Below are 24,494 nucleotides of genomic sequence, written 5' to 3' on the forward strand. Positions count from 1 at the left end.
CGCCGCGGACCGCAGGTGCCGTCCGCTGTCCCTCGTGCTGACCGCAGGACAGGCCGGTGACAGCCCGCAGTTCGTCCCCGTGTTGCAGAGGATTCGGGTCCGTCTGCCTGTCGGCCGGCCTCGAACCCGGCCCGGCGCTGTCGCCGCGGACAAGGCCTACTCGTCCCGTGCCAACCGCTCTTACCTCAGGAAACGCGGCATCAAGGCAGTCATTCCGGAGAAGAAGGACCAGGCCGCCAACCGGAAGAAGAAGGGGCGCCGAGGCGGCCGCCCCACGTGCCACGACAGTGATCTTTACCAGGAGCGGAACACGGTCGAGCGGCTCATCAACAAGCTGAAGGCCTGGCGGGGCATCGCCACTCGATACGACAAGTCGCCCGAGAGCTACCTCGCCGGCCTCCACCTCCGTGCCTCAATGATCTGGATCAACGACCTGCTGGAGGCAACTGGCTGATCACAACGTCACACAGGCCCTAGAGGGGGGAAGGCATTACCGCCCACACGGCCGCCAGACACTGAGCCAACCTGGCGACCCAGTGACGTCACAGCATCAGCAGTCGAGCGGGGACGAAGAAGTGACGGACAGGTAGTGCCAGCGCCCGGCGGGGACTCGACGCCGCGCGTGGCGGATCTTCAACCGTCCGGACCCCATGGCCCCGGAGATCCGGATCGTCGGCCCGCCGGACGGGGAACGGCGTGGGGGCTTGCAGAGCATGTCCTTCCACCCGGTGCGCAGCTCCTCGAAGTCGACGACCGCGTCGCGAGGCACCGTGATCTTCGCCCGGCCGGTGCCGAGTTGCACCCCGATGTCGACTACCGGATGCTCGATGACCGCGCGGGACAGGTCAGGCGCACCCTGCCGTATGCGAACTCGACCTTGACGATGCAAGATACCCGCCATGTGCCTCGCCGCTCGATCCGTCCGCCGGCGACCGCAATCGTGGACCTGGTGCCCGCATTCTTCTCCGGGAGAGAGACCAGAGCCGGCACGAGCTCGCTGTGCGTCTTGGCGGTGAGGACCTGGCGGAGGCGTTCGTCCATCTCCTCGTGCCAGATGTGCCCTTCGGCGTACGCCTCCTGCAGGCGCTGCACGGCCGTGTCCCGGTCGTCTTCACCGATCAGCGAAGACGGGACTTCCGGCAGAGAGGTCACCGTCTCACTCCAGGGCCGTGCCGACCATGCGAACACGCCAAGGTCCGTAGCAGGCAAGGCAATTGATGGGGACGCCGATCGCTGGTCTTCACGGCCTTGATCGCCCAACCCGGCGAACCTATGCGGTCGAAGCACTCCCTCGCTCCGTCTCAATGACGCCCCTGAGCGGTTTCACCCTGAACATCGCGGGCGGTGGGGGTTGACGTGCGGCGGGGCCGCGGTGCTTCCCCGAGCACCCTGCCCTTGCCCCACGCCGGCCCCGTGACCTGCAAGCAGGGTGAAAGCAACGCACTGACTCCGGCTTGGCCGAGGGCCGATAGTGTTGATCCACTGCCAGGGACCAGGGAGTTCTCATGTCGGCCAGCTGGGCGTTGTTGATACCCGTCGCCGCTCTCGTGGCGATCGTGTTCGGTGCGATTGCTGTGACGAAGCTACAAAAGGTCTCTCCTAGGCGAGACGAGCTCAGGTCGGCGACGGCACCAGGCGCGGTGGCTCCGACCGAATTCCAGCAGTCGGTGCAGGAGAGCCGAGAGGAATTTGTGCGAAGGCACTGGAAGCGCTCCGGTGTGGTGGCCAACGGCCTGACCCTGGTCGATCTCTACGACCGCATCCGGGCCCTTGAAGAACGCGTCACCAGAGCCGAGCAACACTCCGCGCCTCCACCACCGCCTGACTGAGCCGGGTGCTGTGACCGCGCAGGATTACCGGGTCGGGTGGGATCAGGCCGCGGCTGAGAGAGGGCGTCCGCCCCACCGGATGCCTTTCTTACTGCGGATGCGGGCGCGTTCCTTGCGTTCGGTGGACAGGACGTCGCGGTGGTGGGCGTTGCCGTTGCGCCAACGGAGGGAGACGCGCAGCGCCCGGCTCTGCACGGTGTGGTGGGGATAGTTCGAGTTCGCGACGATCGTGCACCAGGGAGCGAGCCGGTTGCCGGCGCCCTTGGGCTGCGGCAGCACGGCCGGCGCACGCCGAAGCCTGTCCACGTCGATACGGCCGTGGTTCGAGGCGTCGTACAACGCGCCGTGCCCGCGGCGGTGTTCGGCCGGCAGTGTCAGGTCGACCGGTGAGGTCACCGGCCCGTTCTCTGATCGAGTTGGCATGCCCGAAGCGATGGGAAGGTGTCTACCGCACCAGGCAGGGGCGCTTGCTGTCGAACTTCCAGTCGGGGATGAGGTATTGCATGGTGACCGCGTCGTCGCGCGCGCCCAGCGCCTTCTCCAGGTAGAGCTCGTGGGCGGCCAGTAGGCGGTCCTCATCGAGGTGCACGCCCAGGCCCGGCGCGTCCGGGACGGCGATCTCGCCGTCGACGATGCGCGGCGGTGCGGTGGTGAGGCGCTCCGTGCCCTCCTGCCAGATCCAGTGGGTGTCCAGGGCGTTGTACTCGCCGGGGGCCGCCGCGCCGCAGTGGGTGACCATCGCGAGGGAGATGTCGAAGTGGTTGTTGGAGTGACAGCCCCAGGTCAGACCCAACGCGTTGCACAGTTGCGCCACGCGCACCGAGCCCTGCATGGTCCAGAAGTGCGGGTCGGCCAGCGGGATGGAGACCGACTGGAGGGCGAGGGCGTGGGCCATCTGGCGCCAGTCGGTGGCGATCATGTTGGTCGCGGTCGGCAGGCCGGTGGCGCGGCGGAACTCGGCGAGTATCTCCCGTCCGGAGTAGCCGCCTTCGGCTCCGCAGGGATCTTCGGCGTACGCGAGGGTGTCGCCGAGGGGCCGGCACAGCTCGATCGCCTCCTGGAGCGACCAGGCGCCGTTGGGGTCGAGGGTGATCCGGGCCTCGGGGAAGCGTTCCTTCAGGGCGCGTACGGCCGCGACCTCCTCGGTGCCCGCCAGGACGCCGCCCTTGAGCTTGAAGTCCCGGAAGCCGTACAGGTCGTAGGCCGCCTCGGCCTGCGCCACGATCGCGGCCGGGGTCAGGGCCTCCTCATGGCGGACCCGGTACCACTGCACAGGTGAGTCCGGTTCGCGGACGTACTCCAGGTCGGTGCGGTCCGGGTCGCCGACGTAGAAGAGGTAGCCCAACACCCGTACGGAGTTCCGCTGCTGGCCGTCGCCGAGGAGCGCGGCGACGGGCACGTCGAGGTGCTGGCCGAGGAGGTCGAGCAGGGCCGACTCGACGGCGGTGACCGTGTGGACCGTGGTCCGCAGATCGAAGGTCTGGGCGCCCCGTCCGCCCGCGTCGCGGTCGGCGAACCGGTGGCCGATCTCGCGCAGTACACGCTTGTAGTCGCCCACCTTGGCTCCGACGACGAGGGGTTCGGCGTCACGGAGCGTCTGGGTGATCTTCTCGCCGCCGGGTACCTCGCCGAGGCCGGTACGTCCCTCGGAGTCGGTGAGGACGACGATGTTGCGGGTGAAGTAGGGGCCGTGCGCGCCGGAGAGGTTCAGCTCCATGCTGTCCCGGCCGGCGACGGGGTAGACGGCGAACTCGGTGACGGTCGGCTGAATACTCATAATGGTCCAAGTCCCTTGTGTCGTGGATGAGTCGGGTTACAGGCTGAGGACGTCGAGGGCCCACTCGGCCGCCAGGACGCCGCCCAGGCCGAGGACGGCGAGCACCGTCGTATAGGTGGTTCGGACCTTGATCGCTTCGATGACGGAGAGGTTGAAGTACTCCTTGAACAGCCAGAATCCGGGGTCGTTGACGTGGGAGCCCGCGATGGATCCGCAGGCGACGGCAAGCACCATCATCTCCGGGTGGATCCCGCTGCCCGCCAGGAGCGGCAGCACCACGCCGGACGCCGTGACGACGGCGACCGTTGCCGAACCGAGCGCGATGCGGAGGATGACCGCGACGAGCCAGGCAAGGACGATCGGCGAGATGGACCAGCCGTCCGTGGAGTCCTTGATGTAGTCGGAGATCCCGCCTTCGACGAGGACGTTCTTGAAGGCCCCGCCGGCGCCGATGACCAGGAGGATCATCGCCATCGCCTTGGCCGCAGAGGCGCAGGAGTCACCGACCTCCTCCAGGCTCCGGCCGATCCGCGGCCCGAACGCCCAGAGGGCCAGGCACAGTGTCAGCAGCAGCGCGATCGGCGCCGAGCCGATGAAGAGGACGACGTTCACGATCGGGCTCTCGGACGACGTGGCCATGTCGGTCACGGCGGCGGCCACGATCAGCGCCACGGGGAACAGCGCCACGAACAGAGACCAGCCCAGTGCGGGCATCTCCTCGTCGGTGAACTCGCGCTCGCTGACCAGGCCCTTGGGGATGGAGGGGTTCATCGCCTTGACGAACGGCAGGCGCGGCCAGGTCAGGGCGATGAGTGTGCCGGCGGGAAGGGCGATGAACAGACCGTAGAAGAGCGTCAGTCCGACGGAGGCGTGGAAGGTCGCGGCGACGGCGGTGGGTCCGGGGTGCGGCGGCAGGAAGCTGTGCATGGTGGACAGGGCGATGGACATCGGCAGGCCGACCCACAGCAGCTTCGCCCCGGTGACCCTGACCAGGGTGAACGCGATGGGCACGATGATGATGAACGCGACCTCGTAGAACATGGTCACGCCGATCAGCATGGACGTGACCACCATGGACACCTGGACCCAGCGCGGGCCGAAGGCGTCGAGGAGCTTGCCGGCTATCCGTTGTGCGGCGCCGGAGTCTCCCATGACACGGCCGACCATGGCGCCGAGTCCGATGGTGAGCATGGTGTCGCCGATTTGGCCGCCGATGCCTTCGGAGAGGACGTCCGGGATCGTCGCCACCGGGATTCCCCGGACCAGTGCGACGCCGACCGCCACGAGCAGGAGGGCCGCGAAGCCGTTGAGTTTCAGCCTGGTCATGAGGAGGAGTAGGAGTAGAACGCTGATTCCGACTACGAGCAGAGGCATGGCAGTTCCCCTTTGAACTGTTGAGTGAGCCCGATCGGTGTACGGCGTGCTCGGCCGCGCCGCTGAGGAGCGGCAGAGCGTTGTCGCGTGGCTGTGCGGAGGGGTGCGGGTGGCGCGGCACTGCGGCGGCTGTGGCCTTACCGGCCCAAAACGGCGGGCTGCCCGGGGGCAGGGCTTCTCGTTCCGGTCCGGTCCGGAGGCGGGTCCTTCTGCGCCACGCTGGGCACCTGTGGGTGCGTCGGGCGGGATCGAGGGATGCCTGCCCGTTCGCCGTTCGTCAAGCGGGGCGTCGTACGGTGTCGACCAGGCTCAGGCCGTGGTCCAGCACCTTCTCCAGGTCGGCGAGGTCGGTCGGGCCCGGGTCGGTGAGCGGGGCGCGCACCGGGCCGACGGGGAAGCCGCGCAGCCGGGCGGCGGCCTTGACCAGGGAGACGGCGTAGCCCGGCACCCGGTCGCGTAGTTCGACCAGTGGAACGTAGAACTCCCTCAGAAATACGGTCACTTGTGTGTCGTCCCCGTGGCGCAGCGCGGTGAAGAAGGCGTTCGCGATCTCGGGGGCAAAGGCGTGGACGGCCGATGAGTAGGCAGGGACGCCGACCGTTGCGTAGGCGCGGGCCTGGATCTCGGCGGTGGCAGCGCCGTTGAAGAAGAGGAAGCCGTCAGGCGCGGCGAGGGTGAGTCGCTGGAGCCGGTCGAGGTCGCTGTGGCCGTCCTTGAGGCCGACGACGGTGGGGATGCGCGCGATCCGGCGCAGGCTGTCGGCGCTGAAGGCGACCTGGCCGCGCTGGTAGGAGATGAGTGGCAGCCGGGTGCCTTCGGCGATCCGGTGCAGCTGCTCCACCAGACCGTCCTGCGGGGCGCCGACCAGGTAGTGGGGCAGTACCAGCGCGGCGTCCGCGCCGGCTTCCTCCGCGATACGGGCGAAGCGCAGAGCCTGTGCCCAGCCGTAGCCGATGCCGGCCACCACCGGCAACCGCCCATCGGCGACCTCGACCGTGGTCCGCACGACCGCCCGGTATTCGTCCTCGTCCAGCGAGAAGAACTCTCCGGTCCCGCAGGCCGGGAACACCGCGCCGGGTGCGGTGGCCAACCGGTCGGCCAGGTAGGCCCGGTAGGCGTCCGGGTCGAGGCTGCCGTCGGTGCGGAAGCTCGTGAGGGGGAAGGACAGCACCCCGCTCGCCATTCCGTCGCGGAGCCGCTGGGCGACTGCTGTTACCTCCGTGCTGATACCCGCCATATCTCATCCCTGTATGCAGACGTCGTCTACGTATACAGATGGAGGTTAGATGGGTGACCTCGATGGGTCAACGAGTGTGCAGAAACTGGTGATCGCCCGCATCGCCGGCGGATTTACGATGGCCCCATGTTGGATGAGAGAGGTGTCCGCGCAGTCAAGTCGGCGGCCCGGACCGTCGCGCTGCTGGAACTGCTCGCCGCTCGGGGCGAGGAGCCCTCACGTCTGGACCAGCTCGCGGAGGAGCTGGGAGTACCACGCAGCAGCATGTACCAGTTGCTGCGGACCCTCGTCGACTGCGGATGGGTCCGCACCGACGTCACCGGCTCCCTCTACGGCATCGGAATCCGCGCCCTGCTCACCGGCACCAGCTACCTCGACGGCGACCGCCGCATCCCTGCCGTCCGGCCCTACCTCGACGAGGCCTCGGACGCGCTCGGCGAGACCATCCACATGGCACGGCTCGACGGTCCCGACGTCGTCTACCTCGCCACCCGCGAGTCCCACGAGTACCTGCGCACCATCAGCCGCGTCGGCCGTCGCGTCCCCGCCCACGCCGGCGCCCTCGGCAAAGCCCTTCTCGCCGAGCGCACCGACGACGAACTGCACACCAGACTCGGACCGTTGAAGGCCCTCACGGAGAACACGCGCACCGACCGTGCCGCACTGCTCGCCGACCTGGCCGAGGTGCGCGAGCGCGGCTACTCCATCGACCGCGAAGAGACGGTGCCCGGTATCGCCGGCTTCGGCTTCGCCCTGCGGTACGACGCACCGGCCACCGACGCCATCAGCTGCTCGGTCCCGGTGGCCCGCCTGACCCGGGACCACGAGGTCCGCATCGTCTCCGTGATGCGGGAAGTACGAGCGAAGATCGAAGCCCACCTGCCGCCCGTCTCGGGCGTACCCGAGTGGCGCTGAGGCTGCGGTACGACTGCCTCGTCGGCGAGAGCCGAGAAGGAGTAGTCCCGCCGTGACACTGCCGCACTGCAACGCCCTGGAACGGTCCCTCAAGGAACTCAGCGCATGCAGGCGGCAGGCAGCCGCGCCTTCCACATCAATACCGACGCTGTCAACGGCACCCCAATCCACCGTGAGCCATTTCGGGTTCGGGCCCTTGCTGCAGTGCCGCATCAGGCAACGTTCGCCCTCAAGTCCACCTGATCTGGAACCGTGTCAGTCATCCTCCAGAGACCTTCCCGGTTCATGTCGCCGCGCGAACCTGGCACGAGCGGCGTCGTGGGCGCTGCGCAGAAGCTGCACGACCGTGCCTGTTGTCCTCTCACCAGGATTGACGACACAGATCCAGCCGAGCGCCCCGTACACCGGGTGCGGCATCACGCTGTCGGCAGCTGCGTAGTCGCGAGGTCGGGTGAGGCTGCGCGGTTCCTCCCCTGTGAGTTCCCGGAACGTCGCACGGTCGGCGTGGATGTTCACGCGCCAGCGGCCCGGAGGGTCAAGGTCACAAGCGGCGTCGGCGGGGTAGTTCTTAGTGACGATCGTTCCGTAAGGCTGGACGTTCTGAGGCATCTGGCCGTCGGGGGCGTAGTAGAAGAACGCGTCCCCCCACGCGATCTCGGGGAAGTTGCCGCCCGGCTCCGGGACAACCACGAGCGCCCCGGCGAAGCCTCGCACGGTCGCGATGATCTGTTCCATACTCATGGTTCAAGCATCACCTTCAAGTGCTTATGTGGGGTTGGCTGATGGGCGAGGCGGTGAGCGGTTCGCAACGGGTACCGCTCCGAACCACCGATGTCGCCAAGGAGTCGGGGTACTCGGTGCAACAGGTTCGCGACCTGGAGCGGCTGGGAGTCATTCCCCCAGCCGCTCGATCGAGCAACGGCTACCGGTCCTACACGCCGCTGCACGTGCACGCCCTGCGCGCCTATCGAGGACTCGCAGGCGCTGTTGGGCCTGTCACAGCCCGGCAGATGCTCGCGGAACTGCGATCCGAGACGATCACGGAGGCAGCCTCAGCGATCAACGCGGTCCATGTTCGGCTCGCGCGGGAACGCGAGGAGGCCCTGCGCGCTCAACAAGCGTTGCGTGCGATCCAGGCCGAAACGAACACACCCGAATTCGAGCAGGAGAGCGACGCGATGACGATCACGGAGCTCGCCAGAGCGCTTGATGTACGCCCCTCGACCCTGCGGTTCTGGGAGCAGGAAGGGCTTGTCACCCCCGACCGGGTGACGTCACTGCGAGCGCGCCGCTACGACCTGTCAGCCATCAGAGCGGCCCGAATCGTTGCGGCCCTGCGCAGCACCGGTTACGGCATTCCCGCGGTGCGCGAGATCATGGGTTCCCTGCATCAACTCGAGGGCCTGGGAGAGACCCGACGCATCCTGCAACAGCGTCTTGACCAGATCGCCATGCGGACCGTGGCACTCCTCCGGGCGGGCGCAGACCTGGCAGCCGTCGTCACGGCCGCCCAGGAATCGACGACCACCTAGTGCCGCATCAGCAACGTTCGCCCTGTCATGAGGCAGCGCTCGGTTGCTGCGCCGGGCTGCACTGGACGGCCAGAATGATCACGTGGCTGAACGTGTGCGGATCCGGGAAATCGACAACGAGGGCAGGCGGTGGCTGCGGATCATCCGCACAGGCACCGGTTCGGTGGTGACCTGGCGGCGGGCCCAGATGATCCTGCTGTCCGCGCAGGGCCTGCCGATGGCGAAGATCGTCGAGGTGACGTTCACCAGCGCGGACCGGGTCCGGGATGTGATCCACAACTTCAACGCCGACGGCTTCGACTCCCTGTATCCGAAGTACAGGGGCGGTCGGCCGAAGACCTTCACCTTGCCCGAGCGGCGCGAGATCGCGAAGTTCAGGCCGGCCAAGCACGGCCTGCCGTCCTCGGCCTGGAGCCTGGCCAAGCTGGCGGATTCCCTGGTCGCCGAGGGCGTGGTCGACGACTCAGCCACGAGGGCCTGCGGGTCCTGCTCCGCGAGGAAGGCGTTTCCTTTCAACGCCTGAGGACCTGGAAGACCTCCCGCGATCCCGACTACGCGGCCAAGAAGGCCCGCGTCGAGCACCTCCACGCGATCACCGACGGGCGAGGTCATACCCGAGGAGGGCGAGCCCGAAGTCGTCTTCTGCATGGACGAGTTCGGCCCGCTCAACCTGATGCTTCACCCGGGCCGGCAGTGGGCCGAACGCGGCGGCCGGCACAGGGATCCCAAGCGCGAGCCCCGGCCCCGCCGCCGGGCGACCTACACCCGCGCGCACGGGGTCCGCCACCTGTTCGCCGCCCTCGACCTGGCCAAGGACAAGCTCTACGGCCACATCAAGCCGATCAAGAAGCGCACCCAGTCCCTGGAGTTCTGCCACTACCTGCGCACTCGCTACGCGCCCGAGGTCCGTATCGCGATCGTCTGTGACAACTTCTCCCCGCACCCTGACCAGGAATAAGTGCCAGCGGGTCGGCACCTGGGCCACCACGAACAATGTCGAGATCGCCTACACCCCCACCAACAGCTCCTGGCTCAACCGCATCGAGGCCCAGTGCACCGCCCTGCGTTACGTCACTCTCGACGGCACCGACCGCGCCAGCCATAAGGAACAGGGCGGCATGATCCGCCGCTACATCATCTGGCGAAACCACCACGCCGATGACCGGCGCCTACGAGCCCTCGTCGCTAGGGCAAACGTTGCCTGATGCGGCGCTGGGAGATGTCCCGTCTCAGGTGATCTGGAAGACGAGCTTGCCGAACGCCGCCCGGGGACAGACACAGAAGGGTCTGGCAGCGCGAATCTCCAAAGTCCACTGTATGGCCGTGGCCTTGGTGGCCGAGTGGGGCGAAGACGTGGACCCAGATACCAAGCGAATCGATGGTGCGCTCGCCGTCGAGTACCTGCTTCTGGACCATGATCGGCCACCGGAACGACGCTCATCGCCTCGGCTCGGACCTGGCCCTGTCCGAACGGTCAGGGAACGAGACTGGAGAAGCATCAAATTCAACGCGCCGACGTCCCATGGCGTGGCTATCCCCACCGCCAGAGGGCGGCTTGCCGGATGGGCAATAACATCGGTGCACGGCGAACGTGCGTGACTTGATGGCCACACATGACGAAGGGACACCGCATCGATGCGCATCCTCCTGATCGGGCCGCCCGGAGCCGGCAAGGGCACGCAGGCAGTACGCCTTGCCGCGCATCTGTCGATCCAGCACATCTCCACCGGTGACCTGTTCCGCGAGCACATCGACCAGGGCACCGAGCTCGGACAGAGCGCCCACACGCACATACGCGCCGGCCGTCTGGCACCGGACGAGGTCACCATCGAAGTGGTCAAAGAACGCCTTGCCCGCCCGGACACCGGGCGCGGATTCCTGCTGGACGGCTTCCCCCGCAATCTTGCCCAGGCAGAGGAGCTGGACGCCATGCTGGCCGACTCGAAGTCGAGACTGGATGCCGTTCTCGATCTGGAGATTCCCGAGGCTCAAGTGGTCAGACGGATCGCTGGACGACGGCTGTGCCGTCAGGACCGCGAACACATCTTCCACGTCCACTACAGCCCGCCTGAAGTGGCAGGAGCCTGCGACGTCTGCGGCGGTGAGCTGTACCAGCGAGATGACGACCGCGAGGCAACCGTTTACCAGCGGCTGGAGGTCTATCGCAGCGAGACGGCGCCGGTCATCGACCACTACCAAGCTCAGGGCCTGGTGACCACGATCTCGGCCCTCGGCCAGGTCCAGGAGGTCCTGGACCGCGCGCTGATCGCGATCGGCGACGGTCAGGTCGATGCCTCCGGCGCGTCGAGTTGCTGACCCTCCGCCGGGAAGACGCGGGGCTGCGGCCCTGACGACCACCGCCGAGGACTGCAAGCCCCGCCCCTCGCCGGCTCCGGCGCCGCCCACCGGAGGCCACACCACGCTGCCTCTCGTGCTCGGAGTGCTGAGGCACTCCGAGAACGAGAGGCACTGAGGGAGCCGCTTGCCGCCCTCAGGAACGACACCTGGCATTTACCTGCGCTGCGTTGACGCTCCAAGGGCGGTGTCAGGCACCGTCCTCTCGACCGACGACAATCAGCAGGTTGGCCGGTGCCACGTGGTGCGACGATCGCGGCCGGTTCCACTTCCCGGGGTGCCTACCCGAGGCTCACCGCACGGAATTCGCCAGTTTGGTGGCGCCGTTGAGCAGGTGCTCCAGCGGTCCGCGGCGGAAGAAGCGGGACCAGACCGCTGCGAACAGGGTGGCCCCGGCGATGAACGAGAGCAGCAACGCGGTGGAGGCGGACTGCGGCGGGGTGGCCGCTTCGCCGGGCAGGGCGAGGATGACCAGGACGTGGCCCACGTAGAGGGTCAGGGACATGGTGCCGACGGCGATGATCGGAGTCGCCGGCCGGCGCAGCCACGGCAGTCGGTCCATCGCCACCGTCAGGCACAGGAGTGCGGTGATCGCGATCCCGATGCTGCCGATGAGGTCGAAGGTGGTACCGGTGTGCGGCTCGGCTGCCAGCAACCTCCATGCGTCGGGGCCTCCCAGCCCACCGCCGATCTTCACGTCGACGGCTCCCAAGGGCGATCCCGATACCCTGCCGGGGTCTTTCATGGCACCGGAGTCCTTCATGGCAGCCATCCCGGCGAAGACCTTCTCGGCCCCGCCGGTCGCCCGGAGCAGCAGCCACGAGACGCCGTATCCGAACGTGATCAGCGCGGGACCGACCACAGCCAGCCGCCGCTGCACCGCGCCGGAGGCCAGATCCAGCCGGCCCAACGCCATGCCGGTGACCACGAACGTCATCCAGGTGATCGCCGGGTAGAAGCCGGTGAGGAGGAAGTCCAGCACGCCCACGCCGGAGATACGCTCAATCGGGTCGTAGGTGTTGATGGTGATCACGATCGACTCGGTGAGGGGTGCCCTGAGGGCGTACGCCACCTGCGGCGCGACGACCGCGAGCGTGGCCGCGATGATCGCGAGCGTCCTGGCCCGCAGCCGCAGCAGGGGCAGGGCCAGCAGGAAGTACAACGCGTAGGAATTGAGGATTCCGGCGCTGCCGAAGTTGGTCATCGCCAGCGCGCTGCCCAGCACCAGCAGGATCACGGCCCGGATCACGATCCGGGCCCTCGCCTGCCGGCCGGCCAGCCCGGTCTTCGGCTCGAAGCGGCCTGCTATCAGCATCAACGAGAACCCGGCGAGGGTGGCGAACAGTGCCGAGGCCCGGCCGTTCACCAGGCCCAGGAACCAGTCGCCGACACCGCCGGTGGAGGTGGAAGGGCCGACGTGCACGGCGAACATTCCGAACACGGCCAGTGCACGGGCGAGGTCGACCCCGACCAGCCGTGCCATCGGCGCAGCACGTTCGGTCGGCGCGGTGGTCCCGGGGGGCGGGCGAGGAACGCGGAGGCACCTTCTCGGCGCTTTCGATCTCAGTCACCGGGCCCAGGCTGCCGTGGCGTGGAGGCGGTCAACCATCCGCCGGGCTTCGGGAGATGACCCGCCTCTCGGGCGAGCGGCCCCCCTCCGATTGACGGGGTTCGGTCGGCCGCACGAACGACTGCCGTCGCCGACCTGGTCGCCTGCCATCGCCGATCACGATGTCGTCCTCGTCAAGCCCACGGCAGAACGCACAGGACGCGCAACCGACTTGGGGGCTGGGTCGAGTCACTTCCCACCGAGCCGCCGGCTGCCCCGAGGTCTGTGCAGGTCCATCGGCGACGGAGGGGTTCCCCCTATCGCGGCCCCGACGGTTCGGCCGACCGGTTCGGCACGGCCTTGGCATTCTTTGCGGCGGCTGCCGCGACGGTTGCCAGGTCTTCACCCGAGAAGCCGGCGCGGCTCAGTACCGCCAGGGATTTGTTCGTCGCCAGCGTGCACAACGCCAGCTCTGCCGCCTCCTGCTCATCGGCCCCCGCCGCCAGCAGCGCCTGTTCCAGCCTCGCCCGCAAACCGTCGATCATGGTGCGGACCATCGCCCGGCCCTCCGCGTCGAGCGCCGGGAACTGCGTGGCCGACACCGTGAGCAGGCAGCCGTCCGGGACCGTCGGGTCGGCGATGCGGTTCAGGGCGACCTGCAGGTAGTCGGCCACAACGGCGCTCGGGCTCGGGTGGGGGCCGGACAGTGCCCGCTCGTACAGCGGCTGGTAGGTCTGCGCGTACCGTTGGAGGCTTTTGCGGAAGAGGGTGCTCTTGTCGCCGAAGGTGCCGTAGAGCGAGCCCCGGCCCAGGCCCGTGCCCTCGGTCAGGCGATCGATCGAGGCCTCCGAATAACCCCAGCGCCAGAAGACGTGCATCGCACGTCGTAGCGCCTCGTCCACGTCGAATTGTTTGCGGCCTGCCATGGTCGTCAGCCTACACATCTTGTACCGATCGTTCAAAGATGGGTAGGGTCACCGGCATGACAACCCTGAGTTCGCTGCGGCTGCCCGACGGATTCACCGACATCTTCACCAGCCGGCTCGTGGAGGTGAACGGGCTGCGGCTGCACGCGGTCACCGGTGGGGACGGCCCGGCGCTGCTGCTGATCGGCGGGTGGCCCCAGACCTGGTACGCCTGGCGGGAGGTGATGCCCGCGCTCGCCCGCCGGCACACCGTCGTCGCCGTCGACCCGCGCGGCGCCGGGCTCTCCGACAAGCCCGACGACGGGTACGACGCCGGCACGCTGGCAGCCGATCTGGTCGCGTTGATGGCCGCGCTCGGGCACGACCGGTTCGACGTGGTCGGCCACGACATCGGTACGTGGACCGGATACGCCCTCGCCGCCGATCACCCCGAGCGGGTGGGCCGGCTCGCCATCCTCGAAGCGGTGATCCCCGGCCTCACGCCGTCCCCGCCGTTCTTCGGCCCGGCCGAGGTCAACCTGAAGCTCTGGCAGTTCGGCTTCAACCGGCTCACCGACCTCAACGAGGAACTGGTCCAAGGACGGGAGCGGCTCTTCTTCGGCTACCAGTTCGCCAAGAAGGCGGCCACCCCGGACGCGATCCCCGCGTACGCCGTCGATGTCTACGTCGACGCGATCACCGCGGATCCTCGCGCGCTGCGGGCGAGCTTCGCGTACTACCGGGCGCTGGACGAGACGATCGCGCAGAACGAGCAGCGCAGCAAGACCAGGCTGACGCTGCCGGTGCTCGCCCTCGGCGGCGCGCTGTGGAGCGGCGCGAATGTCGTCCAGACGATGCGGCTGGCGGCCGACGACGTCACGGGGGTCGTCATCGACGGCTGCGGCCATTACCCGGCCGAGGAGCAGCCGGCGCGGTCTGTCGAGATCCTGGAGGACTTCCTCGTGGCCGGCCGGTAGCAGGCACGCCACACCAGTCTTCAGGTATGGCTTGAGATCGTCCGGTATCGGCTCACGGAGGTTCGGCATGGCCGGGAGCCGGCTGAGCGGATCAAGTGCCTGAACATACCGTCGAGCCCAGTCCAGCCACAGCCTCGACGCTTCCCTGTCTGGCCTGTCGGCGTCCTCGACGTTTGCGAGTCGGCGCTCCAGCGCGTCGCCGTGGGTGTTCGGTGACCGGGGATGCCAGGCGTCTAAAGTCGCGTCCATGACGAGGACCACGCCCCCGCGCCCTCTCGATGTCGAGGCGCTCTTCCCGGAACTGGCCGCCTTCCGGGGGACGACAACTCGGCTCCATCCGCGGCCGGGCAGACCAGACCATTCGGCCAGTTCCGTGGGCGGTCCTATGCTGTGGCCGGCGGACGAGCCGTGGCCGGCGTGCGGCGAGACCCACGGCGGTGGGCGTGGTCGACGCCCGGCCGACATCCGCCGCTATCGGCAGGTTCTGGCTTCCGCGTGGGCCCGCGAGCAGGCTCCCGGCCCGACGGACGAGGAGCGGAAGCTCCTGGGCGAACTGCACGAGGAGCACCGGATCCCCGGGGCATCCGAGATCGACCCGCTGCCGATGATCGGCCTCGCGCAACTGTACCGGCGCGATGTGCCCGACCTGCCGGCTGGGCCGGGCGACTGCGATCTACTTCAAGTGTTCTGGTGTCCCTTCAACGCGCACGGCCCGAGCCGGTTTGACCTGGAGCTGCACCTGCGCTGGCGGCGGTCGTGGGAGGTCGGCGAGGTACTGACCGCGCCGCCGCAGCCGCTCGTTGTCGGGTTCGACGGCTTCGTGCCCGAGCCCTGTGTGCTGCACCCGGAGCAGGTGGTCACCTACCCGTTTGCCGGCCTTCTGCCGGAAGAACTGTGCGCCCGGATCGACGCCTGGGAGGAAGCCCTTGACGAGGAAGCCGAACAGTCGACGGACGAAAGCACGACAGAGCTGCTCGGCTACCAGTACGACCTGTCCATCCCGCCCGGCTGGCACGTGGGCGGCTTCGCTTCCTGGCACTCGACCGACCCGTATCCCATGAATTGTCTGACCTGCACGGCACCGATGCACCTGCTGCTGACCATCGACAGCTCGGAATGGGACGGCGGCAGCGGCAGCTGGAAACCGCTGGAGGACCAGAACCAGCCCACTCACCGCTGCGCCACGCCCACGGAGATCACTGTGGGCCGCTGGGGTGAGCTCAACGTATTCGCCTGTCCCAACGAGCCCGAGCATCCGCACCGCTGGAGCATCCAGTAGTTTGTCGTGCCCCTGGGGAAGCGCGGCAAGCGTAACCGCGGCGCCCCCGACGGCCGTTGGAAGTGTGTGACGAATACCAAAGAGCGCGCCGAGGACATCTGCCCGGTTGTCTACCAGTGCCGCCTGCCGCTGTCCACGCGCACCGTCAACCATCTCGACGATCTGCTCAGGCGCCACCTGAAGGCGATTCGGTCCCGATGGCGGATCCCGCCGCCGGGGAAGATCGCGGTGATCGTCCTGGCCATACTGCGACACGACCAGCGCCTGGCCGACATGACCGACGGCAACAACGTCTCCGAGTCCACCGTCCGCCGATGGCACGACGAACTGAGCACCCTGCTCGCCGCCCGGGCCGCGCCTGGACCGCGTCCTGAAGAAGGTCGCCAAGCAGGGCGGGGAGGTGGTTCTGATCGACGGCACCCTCATCCCCACCCAGCGCCGCACCGGAAAGGCCGACCGGCGGAACGACTCCGGTAAACACCACCATCACGGCCTGCACTTCCTCACCCTGGCAGACGAGAAGGGCCGCCTGATCTGGATATCCGCCGCCCGGCCCGGCCGCACTCACGACATCACGGCCGCCCGCCACGACCACATCCTGGCCCACCTGCGCGCCGCCGCCCTCAGAGCGCTGACGGACCTCGGTTTCCGCGGCCTGGACAACGACGTACGCGACCCCGTGATCATCACCGGCTTCCACGCCAGCCGCACCCACAAGCTCACACCCGGCCAGAAGACCGCCAACCGCGTCCTCGCCGTCGGACGTGCACCGGTCGAGCACGGCTTCGCCCACCTCAAGAACTGGCGGACCCTCACCAAGCTCCGAACCGGCCCCGCCCATGCGACCCGCCTCCTGCGCGCCTTGCTCGTTCTGACGAACCTCGAAGTCAACCGCTGACAGACGATCTGCTCCGCAGACAGCCGCCCACGACCAGCGTGAGCACCCCGAGAACCGGTCACACCAGCCCTTTGACCTGCGACTTCAAGGTGACGGCGGCTCGCTGTACGGCATCCGACCAGTCGATGCCTTGCCGGCTGACGCATCCTCTGTCGCACTCCTGCGGTGCGCCGGATGATCCGGGTGATGGCCGTTCCGGAGATAGAACGTACCTGCCTCGGTGACCTGCAGGTGCGCCTCGTCTTCCCCGGGCCTGACCGTCAACAGCCCCCGGTCACACAACGCGTAGGCCGACCGCCACTCACCCGGGGCCCAGCCCCCGGGATCCTCGCCGTCGGCGATTCGGCCAAGTAGTGCGCGCTGTCGTTCATTCAAGGGAGACCAGCGATGCATGAGGCCAGCCCACTCCGCTCCACGGCCTCCTGCAATGACACGCACGAGTGACAGCTCCTTGAGGGCCCGGCCCTCCTGAAGTGAACCCGTTGTTCACTCGGCGACGTCGACGCCGTAGCCGCGAGCGAGGTCGGCCAGGCCGTGGTCGTAGCCCTGCCCGACAGCACGCAGCCGCCAACCCTCTCCTCGGCGATAGAGCTCGGCGAGGATCAGGGTGCGCTCAGTGGTGGCGGCATCGAGGGTGGCGCGGGCGGTCAGGGCCGCGCCAATCCCGCAGGTGGCGGTGATCTCGATGGCTCCGACGTCGGAGAAGGTCGCAGCTCCGTCGATGGCGGCGGCGATGACGACCCGGTGGATCTCCAGGGGCAGGAACTCCAGGTCAGCGGTGACGGCCTGTTCCGTCGGGCCGTCCGTGGCCAGTCGTACGGTGCCGTCCGGGTGCTCGGGGGCGCCGTAGAAGACAAAGTCCTCGTCGCCTGCCACCTGTTCCTGCGCATCGACCGCGAAGGCGACGACGTCCACATCACAGGTGGTGTGCTGACGCCAGGTGGCCGCCACGGTCCAGGGCATGCCGGTGTCGGACAGGTCGATGACAGCACCTCGGACCAGTACCTCTGCCATGTCCGGCTGATTCTCGGCCGCGCTCTGCGCCGGCGCAGGCGTGGGTGCGAGGAGCCAATCGGCATGGTGCACAGGCAGGCCGAGGGCGGAGATGCGACTCATACGCCGGTCCGCTTCGCCGCCGGGCAGCAGGACGACGTCGGACACGCTGGCCGAGACGTTGACCGCCGCGGAAGCGCCAAGGGCGACAGCACGCGCGCGTGCCTCGGCGGCCTCGTCGTGGGTGCCGCCCAGGACCAGGACCCTGCGCCCGGCGAGCGACTGATCCACCGTGACGGTGAACGCGGTCGGTGTGGCGGGGCGCTGGGCCGGGATATTCGGCGCCGGAGCAGGGGGCTCGGTGGTCGCACTCGGGGGCGGCTCCGCCACGCGATGCTGTCTAGCGGTGCCCTTGGCCTGGCCCGGCCGCACACCCTCCAGCAGCCGCAGAAACGTCGGCTCGTCCACGAGCGGCACACCCTCGTCCGCGGCGCGACGCAGCTTCCCGGATGCGGCGCCGGGGTCGTTGGTGAGGACGACGCTGGTCTGGCCGCTGACCGAAGTCATCATGTTCAGCCCGGCCGCCACCGAGCGGGCGACCAGTTCCTCACGGGAGACCTGAGTGTCTCCGGTGACGGCAACCTTCATGCCCTGCACCAAGGGCCCTCCGGACTCCAGTTGGCCCGGATTGCGGTACGCGCAGGGCGTCTTGGGAACGTACGGCCTGTAGTCCTGGCGAGGCGGGCACTCCAGGAGCGGCAGGGACAGGCCCAGTTGCTCTGCGGCGCCCAGCGAGCCGCGCAGGATGCCGGAGAGCACGCGTACGTCGTCCTGCGCGTCGTGGGCCTTCTCCTGGCGCACGCCGTAGTGCGCTGCGAGGCTTCCCAGCTTGAGGTCGGGTGTCGCGGGTCCGACCAGGCGGTTGAGAGCCAGCGTGCACAACCGCCTGCTGACCGGCACCCATGAACGGACGTGGGCGAACTCGTGGGCCAGGAAGTCGTAGTCGAACTGCGCGTTGTGGGCAACCAGCACGCGGCTGCTGAGCAGTACCCCCACCTGCGGCGCGATCGCCTCGAAGGTGGGGGCGCCGGCGAGCCGGTCGGGTGTGAGGCCGTGGATGTGCATCGGGCCGGGGTCACAGCCCGGGTTGAGGAGGGTGGAGAACTCCCCCGTCTGGTTGCCGTGTGCGTCCAGTGTGAGGATCGCAAGTGAAAGGACGCGGTCACGGCCGGGTCTCAGCCCGGAGGTCTCCACGTCCACCAGCGCCCAGTCGTGGAAGTAGTCGGGCAGGGTGGGCCACTTCGGGCTCGACGACAGCAGGACCATGCGAGGCTCCCCTCCCCCGGGTGCGGCGGGCAGCACACCCTCTTCAAGGCGATGATCGACCAGTGCGATTTTCGCACGCACCGGGCGCCGTGGGTGGTGGATCTGTAACGGAGAGCCATTCCGGTGGCGGACAAGCTGGTGCTCTGCGGAGTTGGCCTCGGTGCCAGCCGTTTTCCGAGTGAACAGTGCGAAGGAACGTTTATGCGGCAATGGTCATCGGAGCGCCCAGACATTCCCAAGCACCGAAGACGGCCTTGTGCGCGTCCCGCTGCAGGTGGGCATAGCGCCAAGTGGTCTGGAAGCTCTCGTGGCCAAGGAGGTGCTGGACCTCGTAAAGCGAGACTCCCTTCTGGACCAGCCACGAGGCGCAGGTGTGCCGCATGGAGTTCGGCGGGAAATGCGGGACGAGATGCTGCTCGCCGTCGGTGTCGCAGTAGTAGGCGGCTTCGACGGCGGGCCACCAGGTCTGCGTGCGCCAGTTGTTGTCGGCGAGGAGGCGTCCGGAGCGGCCCTTGGAAATGGTGGTGAAGACCACGGGCGTCACGGTCGAGCCGGTGGATGTGGCGTTCGAGGGCCTCCAGGACGTGGGCCGGAAGCGCGACCTTCCGACGGCTCTTGGAGCTCTTGAGGTACTTCTTGATGCCGCTCGTGGTGTTGACCTCCACGACGAACAGCCGCGAGCGTCGCTGGTCGATGCGGTGGCGGTGCAGGTCGGAGAGCTCGCCCCAGCCCAGCCCGGTGTTGAAGCCGAGCAGGCACATCGTCCGCCATGCGGTAAGGAGTCCGTCCAGAATGCTCTGCGCCTGGTCGAGAGTGATCCACTGCAGCGGTCTGACCGCGAGGGCCGGCAGGTCGAGGTTGCGGCAGGGGCTCACCGCGAGGATGTCGTCGTCAACGGCCGCGCGCATCATGGCGGACGTCAGGTTGTACGCCCTCTTGATCGCGGAGGCCCCCTCGCCCTTCTCCACCAGGGCGCGGATCCAGCTCTGGATGTCCATGCGGGTGATGGCCCGCATCTCCAAAACGGCACTGCGGCGCGCATCAACCCCACGGGCGCCACCCACCGCATGCACGTGCACGCGGCAGCGTCTTGACAGCACCCGACGGCGACCAGGCACACCGCTCTGCTCACTGGCTGCGTGCCTGGACCGCTAATTCAACTTGGGCTCCAACAATTCCAGAGCCTCTTCCCAGCCGAAGCGCTCCGCGCCACCGCCGGCCTTGGGCCGGTGAGGCTCGTACGAGCCGATCACGACGTCCATCCCCCGAAGTCGCTCGAGGCTTTGCTGATAGGCCGGGTGCGCGGCCTGGGCTGCATTTAGGTACGGCAGGAGGACCGTGGGGATCCCCATCCCGTACGCCTCGCAGAGGATGCCGAGGGCGAGGGTATCGGAGGTACCGGCGGCCCACTTGTTGATCGTGTTGAAGGTAGCCGGCGCGACGGCGATGGCGTCCGCGGGCGGGCCTCGCCCGGTGTGCGCCAGGCGGAACGGATCGGATAGCCGGTCTGTGCTTCGATCGCCTCGGTGTCGAGGAAGCCCAGGCCCTGCGGGGTGGCGATCACGCCGACGTCCCAGTTCCGTTCCTGCACGGCGGTGATCAGCTTGCCGACGTCTCCGGCGATGCCGCACGCGCAGGCTACGACATACAGGAAGGGCTTCTCCTCGGGGACGTTCGGCTTGGTCACGCAGGGACTCCCAGTTGGCGGCCGAAGTGGTGCAGCTCCGGCAGCGTACGTCGGCGGTCGCGGGCGGCCATGTCGGCGACCAGGTCACGGACGGCAGGGCGGCGGACGTCCTGGGCAGCGCAGGTCTCGGCGATACGGAGGGCCTGGTAGCCGTCGGAGAGGCGGCCTTGCTGGCTGTAGGCGCAGGCCGTCCCAACCCACAGAGCGGCCCGTCGTTCAGGCACGGGGATATGGCGGCGCATCAACGGGCGGGCGGCTGGGTACATCGGGGTGTCGATGTAGCCGGGGCTGACGGAGTTGACGCGGATCCCGCGCGGGGCAAGTCCGGCGGCGAGCGTTCGGGCCAGGCTGTGCACGGCGGCCTTGGTCGCCGAGCAGAGGGTCAGGACACTGTTTGCCCCGGTGGAGAGTCCAGGAGGCGTTGATGACGATCGAGCCGCCGTCCGCCAGTAGCGGCAGCGCCTTTTGGACGGTGAAGAACACGCCCTTGAAGTCGACGCCGTAGTCGAAGTCCAGCTCGGCGTTGTCCTCGAACGGCAGGAATGTACCGGTGCCCGCGTTCGCGAAGAGGCCGTCCAACTGGCCGTGACGGTCCCGGACGCTCTCAATCAGCGCTTCCACCGCGCCGAGGTCGGCGGCGTCGGCCACGATCCCCGAGGCGTTGGAGCCGAGCTCCTTGACGGCGGAGTCCACCCGTGCGCGGGTGCGGCCGGTGACGATGACGTGGGCGACTTCGGCGACGAGGCGGTGTGCGGTCGCCAGACCCATGCCGCTGGTGCCTCCGGTGATGAGGATGGTCTTGTCATCGAAGCGGTTCATGCTGATATTCCCGTCAGAGTGTGCGCGATGTGGTCGCTGAGGTGGGGCAGCCAGTCGGGCCGCGCGTTACCAAGGAGGTGGTCGCCGTGGGGGACGGACAGGTAGCTGCCGTGCGGCGCCAGACGGGCCAAGGGCTCGCCGTTCGTCACGCCGGGGATGACGTCCTTGCCACCGTCCACAACCAGCAGCGGGGCCGCGATGCGGGGCGCCAGGGCGGTGAGGTCGACGTGGCGCACGAACTCCTGGGCGGCGTCGGCGCCTCCCGCGCGGCTGGCCATGATGTCCCGTACGGGCGGGGGTAGTTCATCCCAGTCGAGGCGGGAGGGACCGCTGACGGTGGCGACGGCTGCCACGCGCGGCTCGAACGTCGCGGTCCGGGCCGCGAAATAGCCACCCAGGCTCAGGCCGACAAGCCCGATGCGTGCGACGCCGAGGGCGTCGATGACCCGGCCCACGACCCGCTCGTAGTCCGGTACGAAGGTCGAGGTGGCCGCGAGCACGCCCTGTCCAGGGCCGTCCATCGCGAATACCGCCAGCCCTCTGGCCAGCAGCGCGGACACCAGATCGAGGAACTCCTCCTTGGCCGAGTCCAGACCGGGGACGACGACCACGGTCCCCGGCGCGTCGGCGGGGCCACGCAGCCAGCCGGCGAATCCCTCGCCGCTCACCCGCCGCGCACCCGGCTCCAACACGGTGAGAGCGCGGCCCAGGGCGTGGTCCGCCTCGGCGGCAGCACGAGACGCCTCCGCGTACGGCGCCAGGGTGGCGAGGTGGAACCACCGGGCCGCCATCAGCAGGTGCTCACCTGCCGAGAGGGCTGATCCCGCGTACTCCGCGCGCTGGAGGTAGCCGTGTCCGGTGCGAAGGAAGGAGGGTCCCCAGTCAGCGACGGAGGTGAGGCCATCGGTGACGCGCCGGTACTCGTGAGGGTCCACGCCCGCACCGGTGGCACGGGTCCACTGGGCGGTGGCGAATTCGGTGGCGCTCATCGTGCTCCTCCAGTCAGCAAGACGGCCTTGCCGCGTATCCGGCGCTCGCGCAGGTCGACCAGGGTTTCGGCGGTCTGTGCCCAGTCGGTGATGCGGTCGATCTCCGGGTGCAGCCGGTCCTGTTCCACGAGGCTCACCAGTGCTGCGAGATCGGAGTCGTACGGGGCGCCGGCATAGTGGAAGTGCTGGATCGTCACGCGCTCGGGCCCACCGAGGAGTTGGAAGAAGTCGAGGGACACCGGGGTGCGGCTCGCCTGCCCGAACCAGACGAGCGTGCCGCCCGGGCGCACCTTCGACAGGGCGAGTGCCAGATCCGGCCCACCCGTGGACTCCAGTACGACGTCGAACGGTCCCTGAGTCGTCGCGACCTCGTGCACCACGTGCGCGCCCAGTTCCGCGAGCCGCTCGCCGCGCACCGGCGTGGCCGTCACCGCAGTCAGCTCGGCTCCGGCCCCGACGGCGAGCTCGGTGACGTAGTGGCCGACGCCACCCGAGGCGCCGGTCAGCAGCACTCGTCGGCCGGCCAGGGAACCGGCTGTACGCAGCAGCCGCAGGGCAGTGATCCCGGCCAGGGGCAGAGCCGCCGCCCGTGCGCTGTCGACGCTGTCCGGGAGCACCGCGAGCGAGTGCACGGGCACGGCGGCGTACTCGGCCCAGCCGCCCTGCGCCGGGTGCCCGACCACACGGGTGCCGATGCCGGGGCCGGAACCGTCGGCTGCCGCCTGCACGACGAGCCCTGCGATGTCCTTGCCGGGCAGCAGCTCCGGCCGGGGGCGTTCGAGAAGGAATGTCTCGCCCCGGTTCGGGGCGAACGCCTCGACCTTGACCAGTGCCTCACCGGCCTCCGGCACGGGCTGGGAGACCTCGGCGAAGGCGACCGGACGCGCCGCCTCTCCCGTCGGAATCAGTCTTTGCATGGAGAAGATGCAACCCCCACGGCCGCCCCGCGATCCAACAACGCCCAAGCAAAGCCAACAACCTTCGGTTGTCACCTATGGTGGGAGCCATGGATCTCGACGTGGCGCAGATACGTGCCTTCGTGCGCACCGCCGAGGAACTGCACTTCGGCCGGGCGGCCAGGACGCTCGCGATCTCCCAGCAGACGCTGTCCAAGAGGATCGCGCGGCTGGAATCCCTGCTCGGCACCGAGCTCTTCCGGCGCGGCGGCAACGGAGTACGCCTCACCGAGGCCGGACAGCGTTTCCTCCCACCGGCCCGGCAGACCGTGGCCGCCGCCGACGCCGCGGTCGCGGCGGTGTCCGGGACGGAACACCCGCTGCGCGTGGACGTCTGGGGGCATCTCTACGCACCGATGCGGACACTGGCCCAGGTCGCCGGACGAGCCGGGGAACTGGCGCTGGGGCACGGGCGCGACCTGCCGTCCGTGACGACGGCACTGCTGCACGGCGACATCGACGCGGCTTTCGGCCGAGTCCACCCCCCGCTGCCCACCGGCCTTGCCCACCGCCTCGTCCGCCTCGAACCGGTGGACGCCGTACTGAGCACGGACCATCCGCTCGCGGCCGAACCGGCTCTGCGGCCGGACCAATTGCGCGACAGCACCCTGTGGGCGCCCGGCGCACTGGACCGGCTCGACTTCCTCCACCGGTTCGCCGACCGATTCGGCATCCGGAACACGGCCGCGAGCGTCAACCTCGGGCTCGCCCACTTCCTCTCCGAGATGGCGGAAGAACCGCGACGCTTCTCGCTGGTACCTGCCGACGCGCCACTGCCGGAGGTCCCGAGGTTGCGCTCCGTTCCCCTGGTCGATCCCACGCCGTTGTACGCCTGGTCACTGCTGTGGCGCACCGGAAACGGACACCCGGGACTGAACCGCCTCGCCACCGCCTGCGCGGAGGAAGCAGGGCGAAGCCGATGGCTGGAGTACGACCCGACCCGCGACTGGTTGCCCGAACCACCCACGAGCCATCCTCGGCGCCAGGATGACCAGCATTGAGCAGTACCGTCTCAAGTGTGCCGTCCTCGCCGTGTGCAAACCGGACTCGGTCGGGTCAGGGCTGCCACGACCGGGTGAACGTCGGCACCGAGCTGG

Annotated in this window: 20 protein-coding genes and 8 pseudogenes; 11 read left to right on the forward strand and 17 right to left on the reverse strand. The window is 68.6% G+C overall.

What is annotated here, in order from left to right:
• Positions 1-454, forward strand: a 454-nt coding sequence (locus tag ACZ5VD_RS29920; protein WP_468683846.1) for an IS5 family transposase, incomplete at its 5' end; no start/stop codon positions are given.
• 96 nt (positions 455-550) lie between these two features.
• On the opposite strand, the pseudogene ACZ5VD_RS29925 reads toward ACZ5VD_RS29920, so the two are convergent.
• A pseudogene (locus ACZ5VD_RS29925) lies at positions 551-1,152 on the reverse strand (DUF1707 SHOCT-like domain-containing protein).
• A gap of 353 nt (positions 1,153-1,505) precedes the next feature.
• Between ACZ5VD_RS29925 and ACZ5VD_RS29930 the strand changes: the two are divergent.
• Complete coding sequence (locus ACZ5VD_RS29930) at positions 1,506-1,829, forward strand: hypothetical protein (RefSeq protein ID WP_468551726.1); 324 nt, start codon at positions 1,506-1,508, stop codon at positions 1,827-1,829.
• A gap of 42 nt (positions 1,830-1,871) precedes the next feature.
• On the opposite strand, the pseudogene ACZ5VD_RS29935 reads toward ACZ5VD_RS29930, so the two are convergent.
• From ACZ5VD_RS29935 to ACZ5VD_RS29955, 5 genes and pseudogenes are all read right to left on the reverse strand, one after another.
• Positions 1,872-2,054: pseudogene (locus ACZ5VD_RS29935) on the reverse strand (IS630 family transposase); the annotation flags it as partial.
• Positions 2,055-2,072: 18 nt separating this feature from the next.
• Positions 2,073-2,234, reverse strand: a pseudogene (locus ACZ5VD_RS29940) (NF041680 family putative transposase); the annotation flags it as partial.
• A 40-nt stretch (positions 2,235-2,274) separates the two neighbouring features.
• The gene (locus tag ACZ5VD_RS29945; RefSeq protein ID WP_468683848.1) at positions 2,275-3,606 is read right to left on the reverse strand and encodes an enolase C-terminal domain-like protein; all 1,332 of its coding nucleotides are present in this window, start codon (positions 3,604-3,606) and stop codon (positions 2,275-2,277) included.
• 36 nt (positions 3,607-3,642) lie between these two features.
• A complete protein-coding gene (locus tag ACZ5VD_RS29950; protein ID WP_468551724.1) occupies positions 3,643-4,980 on the reverse strand; it encodes a gluconate:H+ symporter in 1,338 nt (445 codons plus the stop codon).
• A 277-nt stretch (positions 4,981-5,257) separates the two neighbouring features.
• Positions 5,258-6,217, reverse strand: a complete 960-nt coding sequence (locus ACZ5VD_RS29955) for a 5-dehydro-4-deoxyglucarate dehydratase (protein WP_468683849.1) — start codon at positions 6,215-6,217, stop codon at positions 5,258-5,260.
• Between the two features lie 126 nt (positions 6,218-6,343).
• On the opposite strand from ACZ5VD_RS29955, the gene ACZ5VD_RS29960 reads away from it, so the two are divergent.
• Positions 6,344-7,132: an IclR family transcriptional regulator gene (locus ACZ5VD_RS29960; RefSeq protein WP_468683850.1), complete on the forward strand. Its 789-nt coding sequence runs from the start codon at positions 6,344-6,346 to the stop codon at positions 7,130-7,132.
• A 255-nt stretch (positions 7,133-7,387) separates the two neighbouring features.
• On the opposite strand, the gene ACZ5VD_RS29965 is transcribed toward ACZ5VD_RS29960, so the two are convergent.
• Positions 7,388-7,867 (reverse strand): DUF6194 family protein, encoded by a 480-nt coding sequence (locus ACZ5VD_RS29965; protein ID WP_468683996.1) that lies wholly within the window; start codon positions 7,865-7,867, stop codon positions 7,388-7,390.
• Positions 7,868-7,914: 47 nt separating this feature from the next.
• On the opposite strand from ACZ5VD_RS29965, the gene ACZ5VD_RS29970 reads away from it, so the two are divergent.
• Positions 7,915-8,664, forward strand: coding sequence for a MerR family transcriptional regulator (locus tag ACZ5VD_RS29970; RefSeq protein ID WP_468683851.1), 750 nt, complete (start codon positions 7,915-7,917; stop codon positions 8,662-8,664).
• A gap of 82 nt (positions 8,665-8,746) precedes the next feature.
• A pseudogene (locus tag ACZ5VD_RS29975) lies at positions 8,747-9,869 on the forward strand (IS630 family transposase).
• A gap of 36 nt (positions 9,870-9,905) precedes the next feature.
• On the opposite strand, the pseudogene ACZ5VD_RS29980 reads toward ACZ5VD_RS29975, so the two are convergent.
• Positions 9,906-10,068, reverse strand: a pseudogene (locus tag ACZ5VD_RS29980) (dCTP deaminase); the annotation flags it as partial.
• 231 nt (positions 10,069-10,299) lie between these two features.
• Between ACZ5VD_RS29980 and ACZ5VD_RS29985 the strand changes: the two are divergent.
• Complete coding sequence (locus ACZ5VD_RS29985) at positions 10,300-10,980, forward strand: adenylate kinase (protein ID WP_468683852.1); 681 nt, start codon at positions 10,300-10,302, stop codon at positions 10,978-10,980.
• Positions 10,981-11,311: 331 nt separating this feature from the next.
• Here ACZ5VD_RS29985 and ACZ5VD_RS29990 read toward each other — a convergent pair whose 3' ends face one another.
• Both ACZ5VD_RS29990 and ACZ5VD_RS29995 read right to left on the reverse strand, forming a co-directional pair.
• Entirely contained in the window at positions 11,312-12,502 is a 1,191-nt protein-coding gene (locus tag ACZ5VD_RS29990) for a DUF418 domain-containing protein (protein ID WP_468683854.1), read from the reverse strand.
• A 383-nt stretch (positions 12,503-12,885) separates the two neighbouring features.
• On the reverse strand, positions 12,886-13,494 hold the full coding sequence (locus tag ACZ5VD_RS29995; RefSeq protein ID WP_468683855.1) for a TetR/AcrR family transcriptional regulator: 609 nt from the start codon (positions 13,492-13,494) through the stop codon (positions 12,886-12,888).
• A 56-nt stretch (positions 13,495-13,550) separates the two neighbouring features.
• On the opposite strand from ACZ5VD_RS29995, the gene ACZ5VD_RS30000 reads away from it, so the two are divergent.
• The 3 genes from ACZ5VD_RS30000 (at position 13,551) to ACZ5VD_RS30010 (ending at position 16,627) form a co-directional block, all read left to right on the forward strand.
• Positions 13,551-14,450, forward strand: coding sequence for an alpha/beta fold hydrolase (locus tag ACZ5VD_RS30000; RefSeq protein ID WP_468683856.1), 900 nt, complete (start codon positions 13,551-13,553; stop codon positions 14,448-14,450).
• A gap of 247 nt (positions 14,451-14,697) precedes the next feature.
• Positions 14,698-15,729: a hypothetical protein gene (locus ACZ5VD_RS30005; RefSeq protein WP_468683857.1), complete on the forward strand. Its 1,032-nt coding sequence runs from the start codon at positions 14,698-14,700 to the stop codon at positions 15,727-15,729.
• A 400-nt stretch (positions 15,730-16,129) separates the two neighbouring features.
• The gene (locus ACZ5VD_RS30010; RefSeq protein ID WP_468683859.1) at positions 16,130-16,627 is read left to right on the forward strand and encodes a transposase family protein; all 498 of its coding nucleotides are present in this window, start codon (positions 16,130-16,132) and stop codon (positions 16,625-16,627) included.
• A 486-nt stretch (positions 16,628-17,113) separates the two neighbouring features.
• On the opposite strand, the gene ACZ5VD_RS30015 is transcribed toward ACZ5VD_RS30010, so the two are convergent.
• Both ACZ5VD_RS30015 and ACZ5VD_RS30020 read right to left on the reverse strand, forming a co-directional pair.
• Entirely contained in the window at positions 17,114-18,946 is a 1,833-nt protein-coding gene (locus tag ACZ5VD_RS30015; RefSeq protein WP_468683860.1) for a TerD family protein, read from the reverse strand.
• A gap of 199 nt (positions 18,947-19,145) precedes the next feature.
• Positions 19,146-19,481 (reverse strand): tyrosine-type recombinase/integrase, encoded by a 336-nt coding sequence (locus ACZ5VD_RS30020; protein ID WP_468683861.1) that lies wholly within the window; start codon positions 19,479-19,481, stop codon positions 19,146-19,148.
• On the opposite strand from ACZ5VD_RS30020, the gene ACZ5VD_RS30025 reads away from it, so the two are divergent.
• Positions 19,465-20,040 carry a hypothetical protein gene (locus ACZ5VD_RS30025; RefSeq protein WP_468683862.1) on the forward strand — a complete coding sequence of 192 codons (576 nt, stop codon included), beginning with the start codon at positions 19,465-19,467 and terminating at the stop codon, positions 20,038-20,040. The two genes, ACZ5VD_RS30020 and ACZ5VD_RS30025, sit on opposite strands and share 17 nt — an antisense overlap.
• A 57-nt stretch (positions 20,041-20,097) precedes the next feature.
• Here ACZ5VD_RS30025 and ACZ5VD_RS30030 read toward each other — a convergent pair.
• From ACZ5VD_RS30030 to ACZ5VD_RS30050, 5 genes and pseudogenes are all read right to left on the reverse strand, one after another.
• A pseudogene (locus tag ACZ5VD_RS30030) lies at positions 20,098-20,633 on the reverse strand (flavoprotein).
• A pseudogene (locus ACZ5VD_RS30035) lies at positions 20,630-21,007 on the reverse strand (SDR family oxidoreductase); the annotation flags it as partial. The pseudogenes ACZ5VD_RS30030 and ACZ5VD_RS30035, both read right to left, overlap by 4 nt.
• A gap of 85 nt (positions 21,008-21,092) precedes the next feature.
• Positions 21,093-21,452 (reverse strand): annotated as a pseudogene (locus ACZ5VD_RS30040) (SDR family NAD(P)-dependent oxidoreductase); the annotation flags it as partial.
• On the reverse strand, positions 21,449-22,441 hold the full coding sequence (locus tag ACZ5VD_RS30045) for an alpha/beta hydrolase family protein (RefSeq protein WP_468683864.1): 993 nt from the start codon (positions 22,439-22,441) through the stop codon (positions 21,449-21,451). The gene ACZ5VD_RS30045 and the pseudogene ACZ5VD_RS30040, both read right to left, overlap by 4 nt.
• Positions 22,438-23,358 (reverse strand): zinc-binding dehydrogenase, encoded by a 921-nt coding sequence (locus tag ACZ5VD_RS30050; protein WP_468551711.1) that lies wholly within the window; start codon positions 23,356-23,358, stop codon positions 22,438-22,440. Before ACZ5VD_RS30050 ends, ACZ5VD_RS30045 begins: the two co-directional genes overlap by 4 nt.
• Before the next feature lie 89 nt (positions 23,359-23,447).
• Here ACZ5VD_RS30050 and ACZ5VD_RS30055 point away from each other — a divergent pair, with 89 nt between their 5' ends.
• On the forward strand, positions 23,448-24,398 hold the full coding sequence (locus ACZ5VD_RS30055) for a LysR family transcriptional regulator (protein WP_468551710.1): 951 nt from the start codon (positions 23,448-23,450) through the stop codon (positions 24,396-24,398).
• The last annotated feature ends 96 nt before the right edge of the window (positions 24,399-24,494 follow it).

Source organism: Streptomyces sp. NPDC032822, assembly GCF_055578825.1.